The following is a 14,994-nucleotide window of genomic DNA, read 5'->3' as shown; positions in this document are numbered from 1 at the left end:
CGGCCTGCATCCGGCCGGTGGCGGGCGGAGCCGGTGAGGCCCGCCGCCCGCCGGCCGGTCAGCGCATGGTCTTGGAGATCACGCTCATGACGTGGGTGTCGGCGAGTGTGGTGGTGTCGCCGACTTCGCGGCCTTCGGCGACGTCGCGGAGGAGTCGCCGCATGATCTTGCCTGAGCGTGTCTTGGGGAGCTCGGTGACGATGAAGACCTCGCGGGGTCGTGCGATCGCGCCGATCTGGGCGGCGACGTGGGCCCGCAGGATCGCGCCGGCGTCGTCGGCCGCCGCGGCATCCGCTTGGCTGGCTCTGGTGATGACGAACGCGACCACGGCTTGCCCGGTGGTCTCGTCGCGTGCGCCCACGACGGCGGCTTCGGCGACCATGGGGTGGGAGACGAGGGCCGATTCGATCTCGGCGGTGCTGAGGCGGTGGCCGGAGACGTTCATGACGTCGTCGACGCGGCCCAGGAGCCAGATGTCTCCGTCTTTGTCGCGGCGGGCGCCGTCGCCGGCGAAGTAGGTGCTCGGGCCGAACTTCGACCAGTAGGTCTCGACGAACCGGTCGGGGTCTCCCCAGATGCCGCGGAGCATGCTCGGCCACGGTTCGGTCACCACGAGGAGCCCCCCCTGGTCGGCGCCGGTGGAGTGGAAGCCCTCGTCGACGACATCGATCGCGAGTCCCGGGACAGGCACCTGCGCGCTGCCGGGCTTCAGGGTGGTGACACCAGGCAGGGCGGAGAGCATGATGGCGCCGGTCTCGGTCTGCCACCAGGTGTCGACGACGGGGGTGGTGCCGCCGCCGATGACGTCGCGGTACCAGACCCACGCCTCGGGGTTGATGGGTTCGCCCACGCTGCCGAGCAGTCGCAGGCTCGACAGGTCGAACTCCGCGGGGATCTGGCGGCCGAGTTTCATGAAGGTGCGGATCGCGGTGGGGGCGGCGTAGAGGATGGAGACCTTGTGCTTCTGCACGATCTCCCACCACCGGCCGGGGTGTGGGGTGTCGGGGGTGCCCTCGTAGATGACCTGGGTGGCGCCGTTGGCGAGGGGGCCGTAGACCACGTACGAGTGCCCCGTGATCCACCCCACATCTGCAGTCGACCAATACACGTCCTCCTCGGGCTTCAGGTCGAACACATTCTTGTGAGTGAACGCGACCTGGGTGAGGTAGCCGCCGGATGTGTGGAGAATCCCCTTGGGCTTGCCGGTTGTGCCGGAGGTGTAGAGGATGAACAGCGGATTCTCCGCCGGGAACCCCTTAGCGACGTGCTCCGCGTCGACCTGCGCGATCTCGTCGTCCCACCACAGGTCACGGCCCTCGACCCAGTCGACGTCGTTGCCGCCGCGCTTGACGACGAGCACGTTCTGCACGGTGGTGCTGTTGCCGTCCGCGTCGGGTGCGAGGGCGGCATCGACGGCCGGCTTGAGGGGGAACACCCGGCCCTTGCGGTAGCCGCCGTCGGCGGTGATCACGAGCTTCGCGCTCGCGTCGTTGACCCGGTCCCGGATGCTCTCGGCGCTGAAACCACCGAAGATCACCGTGTGCACGGCCCCGATGCGCGCGACCGCGAGCATCGCGATGACCGCCTCGGGAACGAGCGGGAGGTAGATCGCGACGCGGTCGCCCTGTCGGATGCCCAACACGGTGAGGAGGTTCGCGGCCTTCTTCACCTCCGCGGTGAGCTGGGCGTAGGTGAAGGTGCGGCTGTTGCCGGGCTCGCCTTCCCAGTTCAACGCGACACGATCCCCGTGGCCGGCGATCACGTGCCGGTCGAGGCAGTTGTAGGCGACGTTCAGCTCGCCGTCGTCGAACCAGGTCGCGAACGGAGGGTTCGACCAGTCCAGGGTGCGGGTGAAGGGCTTGTGCCAGTGCAGCAGCTCCTTCGCCTGGACACCCCAGAACTCCTGCCGTTCCGCGGGCGTCGTGCCGGCCTGCGTGTAGAGGTCGCGGGTCGCCACGGCCTGCGCGGCGAACGCGTCGCTCGGCGGGAACCGCCGCGACTCGTGCAGCAGGTTGTCGATATTGTCAGCCGTCATGTTGCTATCGCTCCCTTGCGAGACACATCCTCGGAATTCCTCGACGATACCGCACCGATCATCCGCCCCCACGCCGGTCCCGTTGCATCCCGTTGCGCGGATCTCACGCGGACCGCGGCGACCCCCATCCGGGGGCTGAGAATTCGCTGGGCTGGTTTGACCGGATGTTTCGAGCGGGTAAACTCGTGGCTACCGGACCTCGTGTCCGGATGCAGCGCAACAGTGATTCCCCCCAATCCAGCGTTGCTGCGGCGGCACCCTTCCCCCCATTGGGTGCCGCCCCTTCTCTTTTAAGCGGTGGCTCGGCAGGGATCGACGATGTGGTCGTGTCCTGCACAGGGCGCCTTCCCTCCCGTCGTCTTCACAGATCGAGCTTGAGGCACGTGCTCGGAAGCCGCTCCGGAATAGCGTGCCCGCATGCTCTCCCTCCCCGACATCGCGCGCCGCGCCGAGGCCTTCGGTCCTCTCGCCCGCTATCTCGACGACCCCCGTGTCACCGACCTCTTCGTCAACGGCCACTCCGAGCTGTGGCTCGATCACGGGGGTGGGCTCGAACCGGCCGACGACTGGAGCTGCCCGAGCGAGCAGCACCTCCGCGACTTCGCCGTCCGGCTGGTCGCCCGCGGGGGCCGGCACATCGACGAGGCGGCACCCTGCGTCGACGTCGAGCTCGAAGGCACCAGGGTGCACGTGGTCCTGCCGCCGGTGGCGGTGGGTGGCACCTGCATCTCGGTCAGGGTGGCGAGGTCTGTGCGGCCCACCCTCGACGAGCTCGATCGCGCGGGACTCTTCGGCGCCGGCGCACGCGGCACCGAGCAGCGATCGGTGCTCGAGGGCGCCGTGCGGGCACGCACCAACCTGCTCGTCACCGGCGCCGGGGGCAGCGGCAAGACGACGCTGCTGGCGGCCGTCCTCGCCGCCGCAGACCCACGGGAGCGCATCGTCGTCATCGAAGACGTCGCCGAGCTGCGCATCTCCCATCCGCACGTGGTCACTCTCGAGTCACGGCAACCTAACCTCGAGGGGGCCGGTGGTGTCGCGGCCGCCGAGCTCGTGCGCCAGGCGCTCCGCATGCGGCCGGACCGGTTGGTCGTGGGGGAGTGCCGGGGGGCTGAGATCCGGGAGCTCCTGGCGGCGCTCAACACCGGACACGACGGCGGCGCAGGCACCCTCCACGCCAACGCCCTCGCCGACGTGCCCGCGCGGCTCGAGGCGCTCGGCGCGCTCGCCGGCCTCGACGCGGTGGCGGTGGCCAGGCAGGCGGTCAGCGCCATCGGGCTCATCTGCCATCTGCGGCGCACCTCGGCGGCCGTCCGCGTGGTGGAGGGCTACGGAACGCTCGCCCTCGACTCGCGCGATCGGCTCGTCGTGCACGAGCTCGCGGGGCCACCCGGGAAGGCCGAGGCATGAAGCCGGCGCCGGTCGGTCACGGCAGGACACCCGTGGGCGAGCAGGTCGCCACCGTGGTGGAGCGGCTGGGGGTGCTCGTCAGCGCCGGGGTGGCGCCCGTGCAGGCGTGGGGTCATCTCGCCGAGGTGGCCGACGACGAGTTCATCTCCGAGGTCGCCGACGAGGCCTGCCGTGGAGTCGCCGTGGCGGATGCCATCCTCCAGGCTCTGCCGCGCCCGTCTCCGACGCGGACGGCGTCGGGGCGCGTCCGGCTCGGCCTCCGATCCGCGAGTGCCGTCGATGCGTGGCGGGCCGTGGCAGCGGCGTGGTTCGTCGCCGCCGAGTCCGGTGCGCCCATGCGACTCTGCCTCGCCGATATCGCCGAATCCCTGCGCCAGCTCGGAGGCGTCGAGCGCGACATCGCCGCCGCCCTCGCCGGTCCGGCGGCCACGGCCCGGCTTGTCATGGTCCTGCCGCTGGTCGCCGTCCTCGGAGGAAGCCTGATCGGCCTCGACTCGCTCGGAACCCTGCTCGGCACTCCTGCCGGGCTGACCTGCCTCCTCATCGGCCTCCTGCTCTCCGGTGCGGGACGGTGGTGGAGCGCGCAGCTGCTCCGCCGTGCGCGCCGGATCGACCCCACACCGGGCCTCGCGCTGGAGCTCGTGGCCGTAGCGGTCGGCGGCGGCGGCTCACTGCCCGCGGCTCGATCCCTCGTCGGAGACGCCCTCGGCCGGTACGGGCCCACGCAGCCGCGGCATCAGCCGAGCGGTCGGAGTGACCCCGCCGAGCGGGCGGTCACGGCGGTCCTGCTCCTCGCGACCCGCTCCGGTGCGCCGCCCGCTCTGCTGCTGCGCAGTGAGGCAACACGCATCCGTCGTGACGCCGTCGGCGCCGCCCAGCAACGGGCTGCCGCACTCGGGGTCTGGTTGATGCTGCCGCTCGGCCTGTGCATCCTCCCCGCCTTCATCCTGCTGGCGGTCGCCCCTGTCCTTCTCGGGGTCCTCGCCGTCCCGCCGAGCTGACGCGTGACCCGCCGAGCTGACCCGCCGAGCTGATCCGAACACGACCGTCCACGATCTTCCACGACCCTCCAGGAAAGGAAACCCGATGAACACCCGAAGCGACATGAACACCCCGGCCCTCTCGCCCCTGAACCAGCCACGGCGCCGAGAGGCGCGGCTCCACCCCGCTGACCGGGGGCGATCGCGCGGTCTCCGGTTCGTCGCCGCCCTCCGCGACGACGCGGGAGCCGCCACAGCGGAGTACGCCATGGTGGTGCTCGCGGCGGTGGGCCTCGGCGGGCTCCTCGCCGTGATCCTGAAGAGCGGCGAGGTGCGTTCCATGCTCACCGAGCTCATCAGCCGTGCCCTCACGGCAGCGTGAGCCGTGCATCCGGCAATCACCGACGAGAGGGGCTCGGTGTCGGCCGAGTTCGCGATGATCCTGCCGGCGCTGGCGTTGATCATCGCACTGGGGGTGTCGGCCGCCCAGTGCGGCGTCGTCCAGGTGCAGCTGGCCGACGCGGCCGCGGATGCCGCCCGGATGATCGGGCGGGGCGACAGTGCCGGGAGTGCGGCAGCGCGGGTGCAGGCCGCTCAGGGAGGCGCCCGGATGTCGGTCCAGCGGGACGGGGTGCTCGTGTGCGTCACCGCATCCGCCGTTCCCGCCGGTGGCGTCGCCTCGACGTTCACCCTCGAGCTCACCGCAACCGGGTGCGCCCTCGACGATCAAGGCGGCCTTCCGCCCGCCGGGCGAACGGAGTGAGAACGTGCTGGATCGAGGACGACGACGGGAGCGGGAGCATCGCGGGCGCAGCCGCGGTCGTGTTCGTGGCGGCCGTGCTCTGCGCGGTCGTGCCGCTCGGGGCGGCGCTCGCCGAGGTCGAGACCCTGCGCGGGGCTGCGGATGCGAGTGCCCTCGCCGCCGCGGACACCGCGTCCGGGAGGGTCCCGGGCGTGGCCTGCGATCAGGCCGTCGCGATCGTGCACCGGCTCGGAGTCGAGATGGTCTCGTGCACCGTCTCGGATCAGGGCGTCGCCGACGTCGCCGTCACGACCACGATCCTGGGCATCCCCGTGGGGGCAGTCGCTCGAGCCGGTCCGCCGGTTCGGTGATCCTGCCGGCCGGACCAGACCGAGAAGGCCCTGTCAGTCGACGATCGACTGCACGTAGCGGTAGTCGACCGCGCTGGGCTGATCCGAGTCTCCGAACTCCAGGCCCGTCGAGCGCCGGTAGAGGTAGTGCTTGGCGTTCGACGACGCCGGGATGGAGAGCCGCGCCTGGGGCTCACCCGCCTCCGTGAAATCCGTGCGGATGGTCTTGCCCTCGAGGGGGCCGTCGGTGAACTTCGCGGTGTACGAACCATGGGTGACAGCTGCCATAGGGATCAGCTCCTCTTCATTGAGATGTGAACCGGTGATGGTCACCACCATTGTCCACCCGACGCCCGAGACCGCAATGGGTCGCCGAGGCGGGAATTAGGCTCCACCCTGGAACGTATGTGTATGGTGTGCCTGACGGAACAGGTAGTTCCCCCTATATAAGGAGTGAAGTTGGCCAGCCCGAGAAAGCTCGTCATCGTCGAGTCGCCGACGAAGGTGAAGTCGATCGCCCAGTACCTCGGCGAAGGCTTCGACGTGATGGCTTCTGTCGGCCACATCCGCGACCTGGTGGAGCCCAAGAACCTGCCCGCCGAACTCAAGAAGGGCTCGCTCGGCAAGTTCTCCGTCGACGTCGAGAACCGCTTCGAGCCGTACTACGTCGTCTCCGACGCGAAGAAGAAGACCGTCGCCGATCTGAAGAAGGCGCTGGCCTCGGCCGACGAGCTCTACCTCGCCACTGATGAAGACCGCGAGGGCGAGGCCATCGCGTGGCACCTGCTCCAGGTGCTGAAGCCCAAGGTGCCGGTCAAGCGCATGGTCTTCCACGAGATCACCCGCGAGGCCATCGAGGCGGCACGCGACAACACCCGGCAGATCGACGACGCCCTCGTCGACGCCCAGGAGACCCGCCGCATCCTCGACCGTCTCTACGGCTACGAGGTCAGCCCCGTGCTCTGGCGCAAGGTCGGCCCCGGTCTCTCCGCCGGCCGCGTGCAGAGCGCTGCCACGCGCCTCGTCGTCGACCGCGAGCGCGAGCGCCTCGCCTTCACGAGCGCCAACTACTGGGACCTCTCGGCCACGCTCGCCCCGGCCGACACCGCCGCGACCGCTCCGGAGAAGGACGCCTTCTCCGCACGTCTCGTGCGCCTGAACGGTGAGCGCGTCGCCAGCGGCCGCGACTACGACGAGCAGGGCAAGCTCAAGGGCAAGGCGATCGCTCTCGGCGAGACCGCGGCCACCGCGCTCCGCACGGCCCTCGAGGCCGACGGGGTGCCCATCACCGTCTCGAGTGTCGAGTCGAAGCCGTACACGCGTCGTCCGGCGGCACCGTTCACCACCTCCACGCTGCAGCAGGAGGCGGCCCGCAAGCTCCGCTTCTCGGCCCGCCAGACGATGAGTGTGGCGCAGTCGCTCTACGAGAACGGCTACATCACCTACATGCGCACCGACTCGCCTTCGCTGTCGCAGCAGGCGATCACCGCAGCGCGCAACCAGGCCGCCAAGCTCTACGGTGCCGACACCCTGCCCGACAAGCCGCGCCTCTACAGCGGCAAGGGCAAGAACGCCCAGGAGGCCCACGAGGCCATCCGTCCCGCCGGCGAGGTGTTCAAGACCCCGTCGGAGGTGTCGTCGGCCCTCCGCGGCAACGACTTCAAGCTCTACGACCTCATCTGGAAGCGCACCGTCGCCTCGCAGATGGCTGACGCGAAGGGCTCCACGGCTTCCGTCGCCATCACGGCCGGCCCCGTCACGGTCGAGGAGCTGGGCGGATCCACCACGGCCGAGTTCTCGGCATCCGGAACCGTCATCACGTTCCGCGGCTTCCTCCACGCCTACGAGGAGGGGCGCGACGAGGAGCGCAACGCCGCCGCCGAGCCCACCGAGGCGAAGCTCCCCCCGCTCAAGGAGGGGCAGGCGCTCGCCGCCACGGCCATCGAGGCGGCGGGCCACGACACCACGCCACCGCCGCGCTACACCGAGGCGAGCCTCGTGAAGGCGCTCGACGAGCTCGGCATCGGCCGGCCCTCCACGTATGCGTCGATCATCTCGACCATCATCGACCGCGGCTACGTCACCCCGCGGGGCCAGGCACTCGTGCCCAGCTGGACCGCGTTCTCGGTCGTGCGACTGCTCGAGGACTTCTTCACCGAGCTGGTCGACTACGACTTCACGGCCACCCTCGAGGCCGACCTCGACAAGATCGCCGACGGCGAAGAGGACCGCGTCGACTGGCTCAACGGCTTCTACTTCGGCAGCGAGGGCCACCCCGGCCTCCGCAACGTCATCGACAACATGGGCGAGATCGACGCGCGCGCCGTCAACTCGGTCGCGATCGCCGACGACATCACCCTCCGGATCGGCAAGTACGGCCCCTACCTCGAAGTGGTCGACCCCTCCGGCGACCTCGAGGCGACCCCTCGACGGGTGAACCTGCCTCAGGACCTCGCTCCCGACGAGCTCACGCCCGAGAAGGCGCGCGAGCTCATCGACGCCCCCGTGGTGACCGATCGCGTGATCGGCGTCAACCCCGAGAACGGCAAGGAGATCGTGGCGAAGGACGGCCGGTTCGGCCCCTACGTCACCGAGCTCGAGCCCGTCGTGCCCGAGGCTCCGGCAGCAGCGGATGCGGCCGGCACGGCTGCGGCTTCGTCGGCCGGGTCGACCGCCGAGGCGGGTGCGAAGAAGGCTCCGGCCAAGAAGCCCGCTGCGAAGAAGGCTGCCGCCGCGGTCAAGCCGCGCACGGCATCGCTGTTCAAGTCGATGGATCTTGCGACCATCGACCTCGACACCGCCCTGCGACTGCTCAACCTGCCTCGCGTGGTGGGGGAGGACCCGGAGTCGGGCGAGCCCATCACCGCCCAGGGCGGCAAGTTCGGCCCGTACCTCAAGAAGGGCGCCGACACCCGTTCGCTCACGAGCGAGGACCTGATCTTCGAGATCGACCTCCCCGGAGCACTCGAGCTGTTCGCGCAGCCGAAGTACGGTGCGCGCCGGGCCTCGTCGGCTCTCAAGGAGTTCGACGCCGATCCCGAGAGCGGCAAGCCGATCAAGGTCAAGGACGGCCGGTTCGGACCGTACGTGACCGATGGGGTCACGAACGCCACGATCCCGCGCGGCGAGACCGTCGAGGAGGTCGACTTCGAGCGGGCCGTGCAGCTGCTCGCCGACAAGCGGGCGAAGGGCCCGGCCACGCCGAAGGCGAAGGCTGCGGCCAAGAAGCCCGCGGCGCGGAAGCCCGCAGCGAAGTCGACGGCCGCGAAGACGACTGCGGCCAAGTCGACTGCCGCCAAGACGACGGCCGCAAAGACGACGGCAGCGAAGTCGACGGCCGCCAAGGCGACGGTGACCAAGACGGCCGCGGCCAAGGCGCCCGCTCGCAAGGCGGCGCCGAAGTCGTGAGCGGGGTCTTCATCACGCTCGAGGGTGGTGACGGCTCCGGCAAGAGCACGCAGGCGGGTCTGCTCGAGTCCTGGCTCGTCGAGGCGGGGCAGACCGTCGTGCGCACTCGCGAGCCCGGGGGCACGGACTTCGGCACCGAGGTGCGCGAGATCGTGCTGCACAGTCGCGGCCACATCGCCCCGCGCGCCGAGGCGCTGCTCTACGCGGCGGACCGTGCGCACCACATCGCCACGAAGGTGCGCCCGGCCCTCGAGCGCGGCGAGGTCGTGGTGCAGGATCGCTACCTCGACTCGTCCGTCGCCTACCAGGGTGCCGGCCGCGTGCTCGACGCGGCGGAGATCCGCTCGCTCAGCCTGTGGGCCGCCGAGGGGCTGCTCCCCGACCTCACGATCCTCCTCGATCTCGACGAGACCGCGGCCCGCGCCCGACTCGACGGCGCCAACAAGCGGTTCGATCGGCTCGAGGCCGAGAAGAGCGAGTTCCACGCCCGGGTGCGCTCCGCGTTCCTCGGCCTCGCCGCCGACGAGCCCGAGCGCTTCCTCGTGCTCGACGCCGCGCTGCCCCCCGAGGAGCTCGCCGCCCGCATCCGCGCCCGCGTCGCCCCCCTCCTCGCCTGAGCCGCCCCTCGCCGGAGCGCCGCCGGGGACCGGGGCGCGCCGCGACTTGACAGTAGTTGTGCGTAAGAGCGCCGACTTGGCACATCTTGTGTCAAGTCGGCGGTCTTAGGCGCACTTTCTGTCAAGTCGCGCCCGGTCTCGGGGTCGCGCGTGTCCCGGCACCGGAGTTCCCCGGCACCGGAGTTCCGGGGCGGAGGGGGCCGGACCGGACTGTCAGGGGCTGCCGATAGATTGGGGGCATGAGCGTATGGGATGACCTCACCGGCCAGGCGGCCGCCATCGAGGTCTTCCGCGCGGCCGCCGAGAGCTCCACGCGCACCACTGGCGGGGGAGTCGTGCACGACACCCCCGACTCCATGACGCACTCGTGGCTCGTCACCGGCCCTCCGGGGTCCGGCCGTTCCAACCTCGCGTACGCCTTCGCATCCGCTCTGCTCTGCCGGAACGGCGGCTGCGGCGTGTGCTCCGACTGCCGTCAGGTCGCGGCCAGGTCCCACCCCGACCTGGCCGTGCTCGCCACCGAGCGCGTCATCATCTCCATCGAGGAGGTGCGCCGGCTCGTGTCGGCCTCGCAGTTCTCGCCGTCGGTCGCGCGCTACCGCGTGGTGGTCATCGAAGACGCCGACCGCATGCAGGAGCGCACGTCGAACGTGCTGCTGAAGGCCCTCGAGGAGCCGCCCGAGCGCACGGTCTGGATCCTGTGCGCCCCCAGCGAGGCTGATCTGCTGCCCACCATCCGCTCGCGCGTCCGGTCCGTGCGTCTCCGCGTGCCGAGCACGGAGGACGTCGCAGCCCTGCTCGTGAAGCGCGATGGCGTCGAGCCCCAGCTCGCCGAGCGCGCCGCGCGTGAGTCGCAGAGCCACATCGGCATGGCCCACCGCCTCGCCACCAACGACGAGGCCAGAGCCCGACGGGCCGAGACCCTCGATCTCGCGCTCGACGTGCGGAGCGTGGGCGACGCCGTGCGCGGAGCCGCCCGGCTGCTCGAGATCGCGGGGGCCGACGCCCAGGCCATCACTGAGGAGCGCGACGCCGAGGAGCGCGCCGCCGCGCTCCGCTCGCTCGGCGTCGAGCCCGGGCAGGCGGTGCCGCAGGCCCTCCGCGGCCAGATCAAGGCTCTCGAAGACGACCAGAAGCGTCGCGCCACCCGGAGCCTCCGCGACGGCCTCGACCGCATCCTCACCGACCTGCTGTCGCTCTTCCGCGACATCCTGCTCGTTCAGCTCGGCGCCGTGAGCGACGGCGGGGCCGATGCCGCGCAGGCCGGTGCAGGCGCGCCGGTCGTCGACCTCGAGCTCGTGAACGAGGCCATCCGCCCCCGCGTCCTCGAGGCGGCCGCCGGTAACGATTCGTCATCGACCCTCGCGGCGATGGACGCGATCGCGGCGGCCCGGCGGAGGATTGCGGCGAACGTGGCTCCGGCGCTCTCGCTCGAGGCGATGCTCGTCACGCTGGCCGAGTCGTCCCGCCACGCCCACCGCACCGGCTAGCGCCACTCCACCCGCAGCGGCTCGGCCCGCACCCGCTCCACCCGCACCCGCACCCCCACCCGCTCCACCCGCACACAGCTCCACCGGCACCGCACGACCCACGAAAGGCCCTCCGTGACCTCGAACCGCACCCCCCGCCGCGCGCGACGCCTCGCCGGCGCGCTCGCCGTCGTGGCGGCCTCCGCTCTGCTGCTCACGGGCTGCGTCACCTGGTTCACGGGCAGCTACTCCCCGCCGCAGTCGGCGGTCACGCCGGCGGCCCCGACCACGACCGCTCCCCTCGACGAAGACGTCGCCCCCGAGCTCGAGCCGTTCTACACCCAGACCCTCTCCTGGAAGTCGTGCGGCGGTCCCTTCCAGTGCACCACCGCGGTCGCCCCGCTCGACTGGGCCAACCCGCAGGACGGCCGCACGGTCGACCTCGCGCTCATCAAGAAGGCGGCCTCCGGCGGCGATCGCCTCGGCTCCCTCTTCGTGAACCCGGGCGGCCCGGGCGGTTCGGCCTACGACTTCGTGGAGCAGTCCGCCGACTACGCAGCCCACCCCAGCCTGCAGACCCGCTACGACCTCATCGGCTACGACCCCCGCGGCACCGGTCACTCGGATGCGGTGACGTGCCTCACCGACGAGGAGAAGGACGCCTGGCTCTACGACATCGTGCCGGGGGAGCGCGGCTCGGAGGAGTGGATCGCTGCCTACACCGCCACCGCGAAGGGCTTCGCCGACAAGTGCGCCCAGAACACGGGCGACCTGCTCGAGTTCATCGGCACCGAGAGCACCATCCGCGACCTCGACATGCTGCGCGCCCTCGTGGGCGACCCGGCCCTGAACTACCTCGGCTACTCCTACGGCACCCTGCTCGGGGCCGAGTACGCGGAGGAGTTCCCCGAGAAGGTCGGCCGCATGGTGCTCGACGGCGCCGAAGACCCGGCCTCGAGCGGCTTCGATATCACCATCTCGCAGGCGGAGGGCTTCGAGCGCGCCCTCACGAGCTACCTCGACGCGTGCACGAGCGGCTCCGCGTGCTGGTTCGACGGCACCACCGAGCAGGCGCTCGAGAAGATCCAGGATCTCCTGGCCGAGGTCGACCAGAGCCCTCTCAAGGGCAGCGACGGCCGCGAGCTCGGCTCGTCGAGCCTGCTCACCGCCATCTTCTACCCGCTCTACAACGAGGCGAACTGGGGCTACCTCGACACCATGTTCCTCGCCGTCGACCAGGGCCAGGCCGACTTCGCGCTGCAGCTGGCGGATGCCTACAACAGCCGCAACGAAGACGGCACCTACGCCGACAACCTGATCGAGTCGTTCAACGCCATCTCGTGCTCCGACTACCCGGCCACCTCCGATCCGGCCGTCATCGCCGAGCAGAACGAGCGGCTGATCGCGGCCTCTCCCACGGTCGGCCCGTACTGGACCTACGGCGACATCGCCTGCGCACAGTGGCCCTTCCCCTCCACGCGCGTGCCCGACACGGTCACGGCGGCGGGCTCCGCCCCGATCCTCGTGGTGGGCACGACCGGCGATCCCGCCACCCCCTACAAGTGGGCCGAGGCGCTGGCCGGCCAGCTCGAGAACGGCCAGCTCGTGACGTTCAAGGGCGAGGGGCACACCGCCTACAACTCCTCGAGCTGTGTGTCGGACACCGTGGACGCCTACTTCCTCGAGGGCACGGTGCCCTCGGCGGATCCCCAGTGCACGAGCTGAGCGGCAGCACGATGAGCATCCAGGAGCCGGGCCTGCGCGAGCGCAAGCGCCGGGCCACGCGCCGCAGCATCCAGCTGTCGGTGCTGCGACTCACGGCGGAGCACGGCCTCGACCAGGTCACGATCGACGACATCAGCCGCGACGCCGGAGTCTCGCCGCGCACGTTCTTCAACTACTTCCCCACGAAGGAGGATTCGCTCGCGGGCGACCTCCCGATGACCTTCGACGAGGAGACCGCGCGCCGGTTCGAGGCTCTCGGGCCGGACGGCGATCCGCTCGGCGACCTCATCGAGATCATGGCCGAGCAGGCCGACGCCGAAGCCGACGGCGCCGTCGATCCGGAGCTGCACCAGCTGCGGCGCCGACTCGTGGCCGAGTACCCGCAGATCGTGGCGCTCAAGATGCACAGGGTGCGGGAGTTCGAGGCCGCCGTCAGCGCCTCGGTCGCGAAACGCCTGGCGGCGGGCGGCACCGGATCGGGCGGCACCGGATCGGGCCTCACCGGAGACGTGAGCACCGGATCCGCCGGTGCCGGAGTCCCAGCGGGCGACCCGAACGCCCCGGTCGACCCCGAGATCGCCGAGCGGGCGCGCCTGATCAGCCTGCTGGTGCTGACCGTCGCGCGCGCGGCCTGGACCTCGTGGCTCGAGCATCCGGAGTCGGCGTCGCTGCGGGAGCTGCTGCTGCGCTCGCACGCGCGACTGCACGAGGTGGCGGGCGCAGCCTCTCGCGGCTGAGGGTGTGCGCCGGTGCTCTCCGGATCGGCTATGCTTTGTTGCTGTGCCGCTCGCGAAGCGAACGGCCAGGCCGCCTTAGCTCAGTCGGCAGAGCGATTCACTCGTAATGAATAGGTCCCGGGTTCGATTCCCGGAGGCGGCCCCATGACTGAACCAATCCGCTGGGGGATCCTCGGCACCGGCGGCATCGCCGCCACGTTCGTGACCGACATCCAGGCCGCGGGCCTCACGGTGTCGGCGGTCGGATCCCGCCGCGCGGCCAGCGCCGAGGAGTTCGCCGGCCGCTTCGGCATCGCCCGTGCACACGCGAGCTACGAGGCGCTCGTGGCCGATCCTGAGGTCGACGTGATCTACGTCGCGACTCCGCATCCCTTCCACGCCGAGAACGCGCTGCTCGCCATCTCGCACGGCAAGCATGTGCTCGTCGAGAAGCCGTTCACGCTGAACGCCGCCGAGGCCGAGCGCGTGCTCATCGCCGCCGACGAGGCGGGCGTCGCCCTGCTCGAGGCGATGTGGTCGCGGTTCCTGCCTCAGATGGTGCGCATCCGGGAGATCATCGCCGCGGGCACCCTCGGCGACGTGCGCACCGTGCTCGCCGACCACCAGCAGCTGCTCCCCTCCGACCCGTCGCATCGCCTGCAGTCGCCCGAGCTGGGCGGGGGAGCACTGCTCGACCTGGCCATCTACCCGGTGTCGCTCGGTGTGGACCTGCTCGGCCTCCCCACCGGTCTGCTGGCCCACGCGAGCATGACCGCCACAGGGGTCGACCGCCAGACCGCGATCATCCTCGAGCACGAGGGCGGCCGCCAGTCGGTCTCGCACAGCGCGCTCGACACCGCGGGGCCCGTGCGGGCGGCGATCGTGGGCACCCTCGCCCGGATCGAGATCGACCGCACCTGGTACGCCCCCACGACCTTCCGCGTGATCGACCCCGACGGCCGCGTGCTCGAGAGGTTCGCGCCCGAGAGCGGTGAGCAGGGCATGCGCTACGAGGCCTTCGAGCTCGAGCGGATGATCCGGGCCGGCGAGCGCGAGAGCCCCGTGCTCCCGCACGCCGAGACGCTCGCGATCATGCGCACGCTCGACGAGATCCGCTCCCGGATCGGCCTCCGCTACCCGGGCGAGTAGCGCCCGAGGGGGCTCGCGAGAGCATCCCCTCAGCCGTGTCCATCAGCGTCGCATCGCCGGCCGCGGCGCGGCGTGTCGAGCGGCGTCGCGTACCATGGCTTCGATGTCGGACGACGAGACCCCTCGCACACGACGTGAGCTCCGTGAAGCGGAAGCACGCGGTACCGAGGCGAACCAGAGCGCGGATGCGGGCCAGCCCGAGTGGGCGACCGCCGACACCGCGCCCACGGCGATCATCCGCCCGGCCGCCGCAGATGCTGCAGCTGCCGGCCAGCCCGCGGCTGCAGCCGCCGACGTCGCCTCGACCGTCGGCGCCACCGCCGCGAGTGCCCCCGCCGCGAGTGCGTCCGCCGTCGGCGTCCCCGCCGCGAGTGCCCCCACCTCGAGCGCGTC

Annotated in this window: 14 protein-coding genes and 1 tRNA gene; 13 read left to right on the top strand and 2 right to left on the bottom strand. The window is 71.0% G+C overall.

Features of this window, described 5'->3' with window-relative positions; all coding sequences use genetic code 11:
• Positions 1–58: 58 nt before the first annotated feature.
• Complete coding sequence (gene acs / locus Q0D57_RS09275) at positions 59–2,035, bottom strand: acetate--CoA ligase (RefSeq protein WP_291041959.1); 1,977 nt, start codon at positions 2,033–2,035, stop codon at positions 59–61.
• A gap of 417 nt (positions 2,036–2,452) precedes the next feature.
• Between acs and Q0D57_RS09270 the strand changes: the two genes are divergently transcribed.
• From Q0D57_RS09270 to Q0D57_RS09250, 5 genes are all read left to right on the top strand, one after another.
• Positions 2,453–3,445 carry a TadA family conjugal transfer-associated ATPase gene (locus Q0D57_RS09270; RefSeq protein ID WP_291041956.1) on the top strand — a complete coding sequence of 331 codons (993 nt, stop codon included), beginning with the start codon at positions 2,453–2,455 and terminating at the stop codon, positions 3,443–3,445.
• The gene (locus Q0D57_RS09265; RefSeq protein WP_291041953.1) at positions 3,442–4,446 is read left to right on the top strand and encodes a type II secretion system F family protein; all 1,005 of its coding nucleotides are present in this window, start codon (positions 3,442–3,444) and stop codon (positions 4,444–4,446) included. The genes Q0D57_RS09270 and Q0D57_RS09265 overlap by 4 nt, the downstream gene beginning before the upstream one ends.
• A gap of 85 nt (positions 4,447–4,531) precedes the next feature.
• Complete coding sequence (locus Q0D57_RS09260; protein ID WP_291041941.1) at positions 4,532–4,807, top strand: DUF4244 domain-containing protein; 276 nt, start codon at positions 4,532–4,534, stop codon at positions 4,805–4,807.
• Between the two features lie 3 nt (positions 4,808–4,810).
• Positions 4,811–5,188, top strand: a complete 378-nt coding sequence (locus Q0D57_RS09255; RefSeq protein WP_291041938.1) for a TadE family type IV pilus minor pilin — start codon at positions 4,811–4,813, stop codon at positions 5,186–5,188.
• Positions 5,185–5,538, top strand: a complete 354-nt coding sequence (locus Q0D57_RS09250; RefSeq protein WP_291041913.1) for an Rv3654c family TadE-like protein — start codon at positions 5,185–5,187, stop codon at positions 5,536–5,538. The genes Q0D57_RS09255 and Q0D57_RS09250 overlap by 4 nt, the downstream gene beginning before the upstream one ends.
• Positions 5,539–5,571: 33 nt before the next feature.
• Here the strand turns inward: Q0D57_RS09250 and Q0D57_RS09245 are convergent, their stop codons facing one another.
• Positions 5,572–5,805 carry a hypothetical protein gene (locus Q0D57_RS09245; RefSeq protein WP_291041910.1) on the bottom strand — a complete coding sequence of 78 codons (234 nt, stop codon included), beginning with the start codon at positions 5,803–5,805 and terminating at the stop codon, positions 5,572–5,574.
• A gap of 171 nt (positions 5,806–5,976) precedes the next feature.
• On the opposite strand from Q0D57_RS09245, the gene topA reads away from it, so the two are divergent.
• From topA to Q0D57_RS09205, 8 genes are all read left to right on the top strand, one after another.
• Positions 5,977–8,925, top strand: a complete 2,949-nt coding sequence (gene topA, locus Q0D57_RS09240; RefSeq protein ID WP_291041907.1) for a type I DNA topoisomerase — start codon at positions 5,977–5,979, stop codon at positions 8,923–8,925.
• Positions 8,922–9,542 carry a dTMP kinase gene (tmk, locus tag Q0D57_RS09235; RefSeq protein ID WP_291041904.1) on the top strand — a complete coding sequence of 207 codons (621 nt, stop codon included), beginning with the start codon at positions 8,922–8,924 and terminating at the stop codon, positions 9,540–9,542. The genes topA and tmk overlap by 4 nt, the downstream gene beginning before the upstream one ends.
• A 239-nt stretch (positions 9,543–9,781) precedes the next feature.
• Entirely contained in the window at positions 9,782–11,032 is a 1,251-nt protein-coding gene (locus tag Q0D57_RS09230; protein ID WP_291041902.1) for a DNA polymerase III subunit delta', read from the top strand.
• Between the two features lie 114 nt (positions 11,033–11,146).
• Entirely contained in the window at positions 11,147–12,736 is a 1,590-nt protein-coding gene (locus Q0D57_RS09225) for an alpha/beta hydrolase (protein ID WP_291041900.1), read from the top strand.
• Positions 12,724–13,473, top strand: coding sequence for a TetR family transcriptional regulator (locus Q0D57_RS09220; protein ID WP_291041898.1), 750 nt, complete (start codon positions 12,724–12,726; stop codon positions 13,471–13,473). The genes Q0D57_RS09225 and Q0D57_RS09220 overlap by 13 nt, the downstream gene beginning before the upstream one ends.
• 69 nt (positions 13,474–13,542) lie before the next feature.
• A tRNA-Thr gene (locus Q0D57_RS09215) sits at positions 13,543–13,618 on the top strand.
• The gene (locus tag Q0D57_RS09210) at positions 13,618–14,601 is read left to right on the top strand and encodes a Gfo/Idh/MocA family oxidoreductase (protein ID WP_291041895.1); all 984 of its coding nucleotides are present in this window, start codon (positions 13,618–13,620) and stop codon (positions 14,599–14,601) included. The genes Q0D57_RS09215 and Q0D57_RS09210 overlap by 1 nt, the downstream gene beginning before the upstream one ends.
• Positions 14,602–14,704: 103 nt before the next feature.
• Positions 14,705–14,994, top strand: a 290-nt coding sequence (locus tag Q0D57_RS09205) for a hypothetical protein (protein WP_291041892.1), incomplete at its 3' end; no start/stop codon positions are given.

The sequence above is a fragment of the Herbiconiux sp. genome, from assembly GCF_023264895.1.
In the GTDB taxonomy this organism is placed as follows: Bacteria; Actinomycetota; Actinomycetes; order Actinomycetales; family Microbacteriaceae; genus Herbiconiux.
The sequence above is the reverse complement of the archived record's forward strand: the minus strand, read 5'-3'. Positions and strand labels throughout refer to the sequence as shown.

Bases quoted from the DNA above. Each gene is read 5' to 3' on its own strand.
- acs (WP_291041959.1), bottom strand. From the start codon at position 2,035: ATGACGGCTGACAATATCGACAACCTGCTGCACGAGTCGCGGCGGTTC.
- Q0D57_RS09270 (WP_291041956.1), top strand. From the start codon at position 2,453: ATGCTCTCCCTCCCCGACATCGCGCGCCGCGCCGAGGCCTTCGGTCCT.
- Q0D57_RS09265 (WP_291041953.1), top strand. From the start codon at position 3,442: ATGAAGCCGGCGCCGGTCGGTCACGGCAGGACACCCGTGGGCGAGCAG.
- Q0D57_RS09260 (WP_291041941.1), top strand. From the start codon at position 4,532: ATGAACACCCGAAGCGACATGAACACCCCGGCCCTCTCGCCCCTGAAC.
- Q0D57_RS09245 (WP_291041910.1), bottom strand. From the start codon at position 5,805: ATGGCAGCTGTCACCCATGGTTCGTACACCGCGAAGTTCACCGACGGC.
- Q0D57_RS09230 (WP_291041902.1), top strand. From the start codon at position 9,782: ATGAGCGTATGGGATGACCTCACCGGCCAGGCGGCCGCCATCGAGGTC.
- Q0D57_RS09210 (WP_291041895.1), top strand. From the start codon at position 13,618: ATGACTGAACCAATCCGCTGGGGGATCCTCGGCACCGGCGGCATCGCC.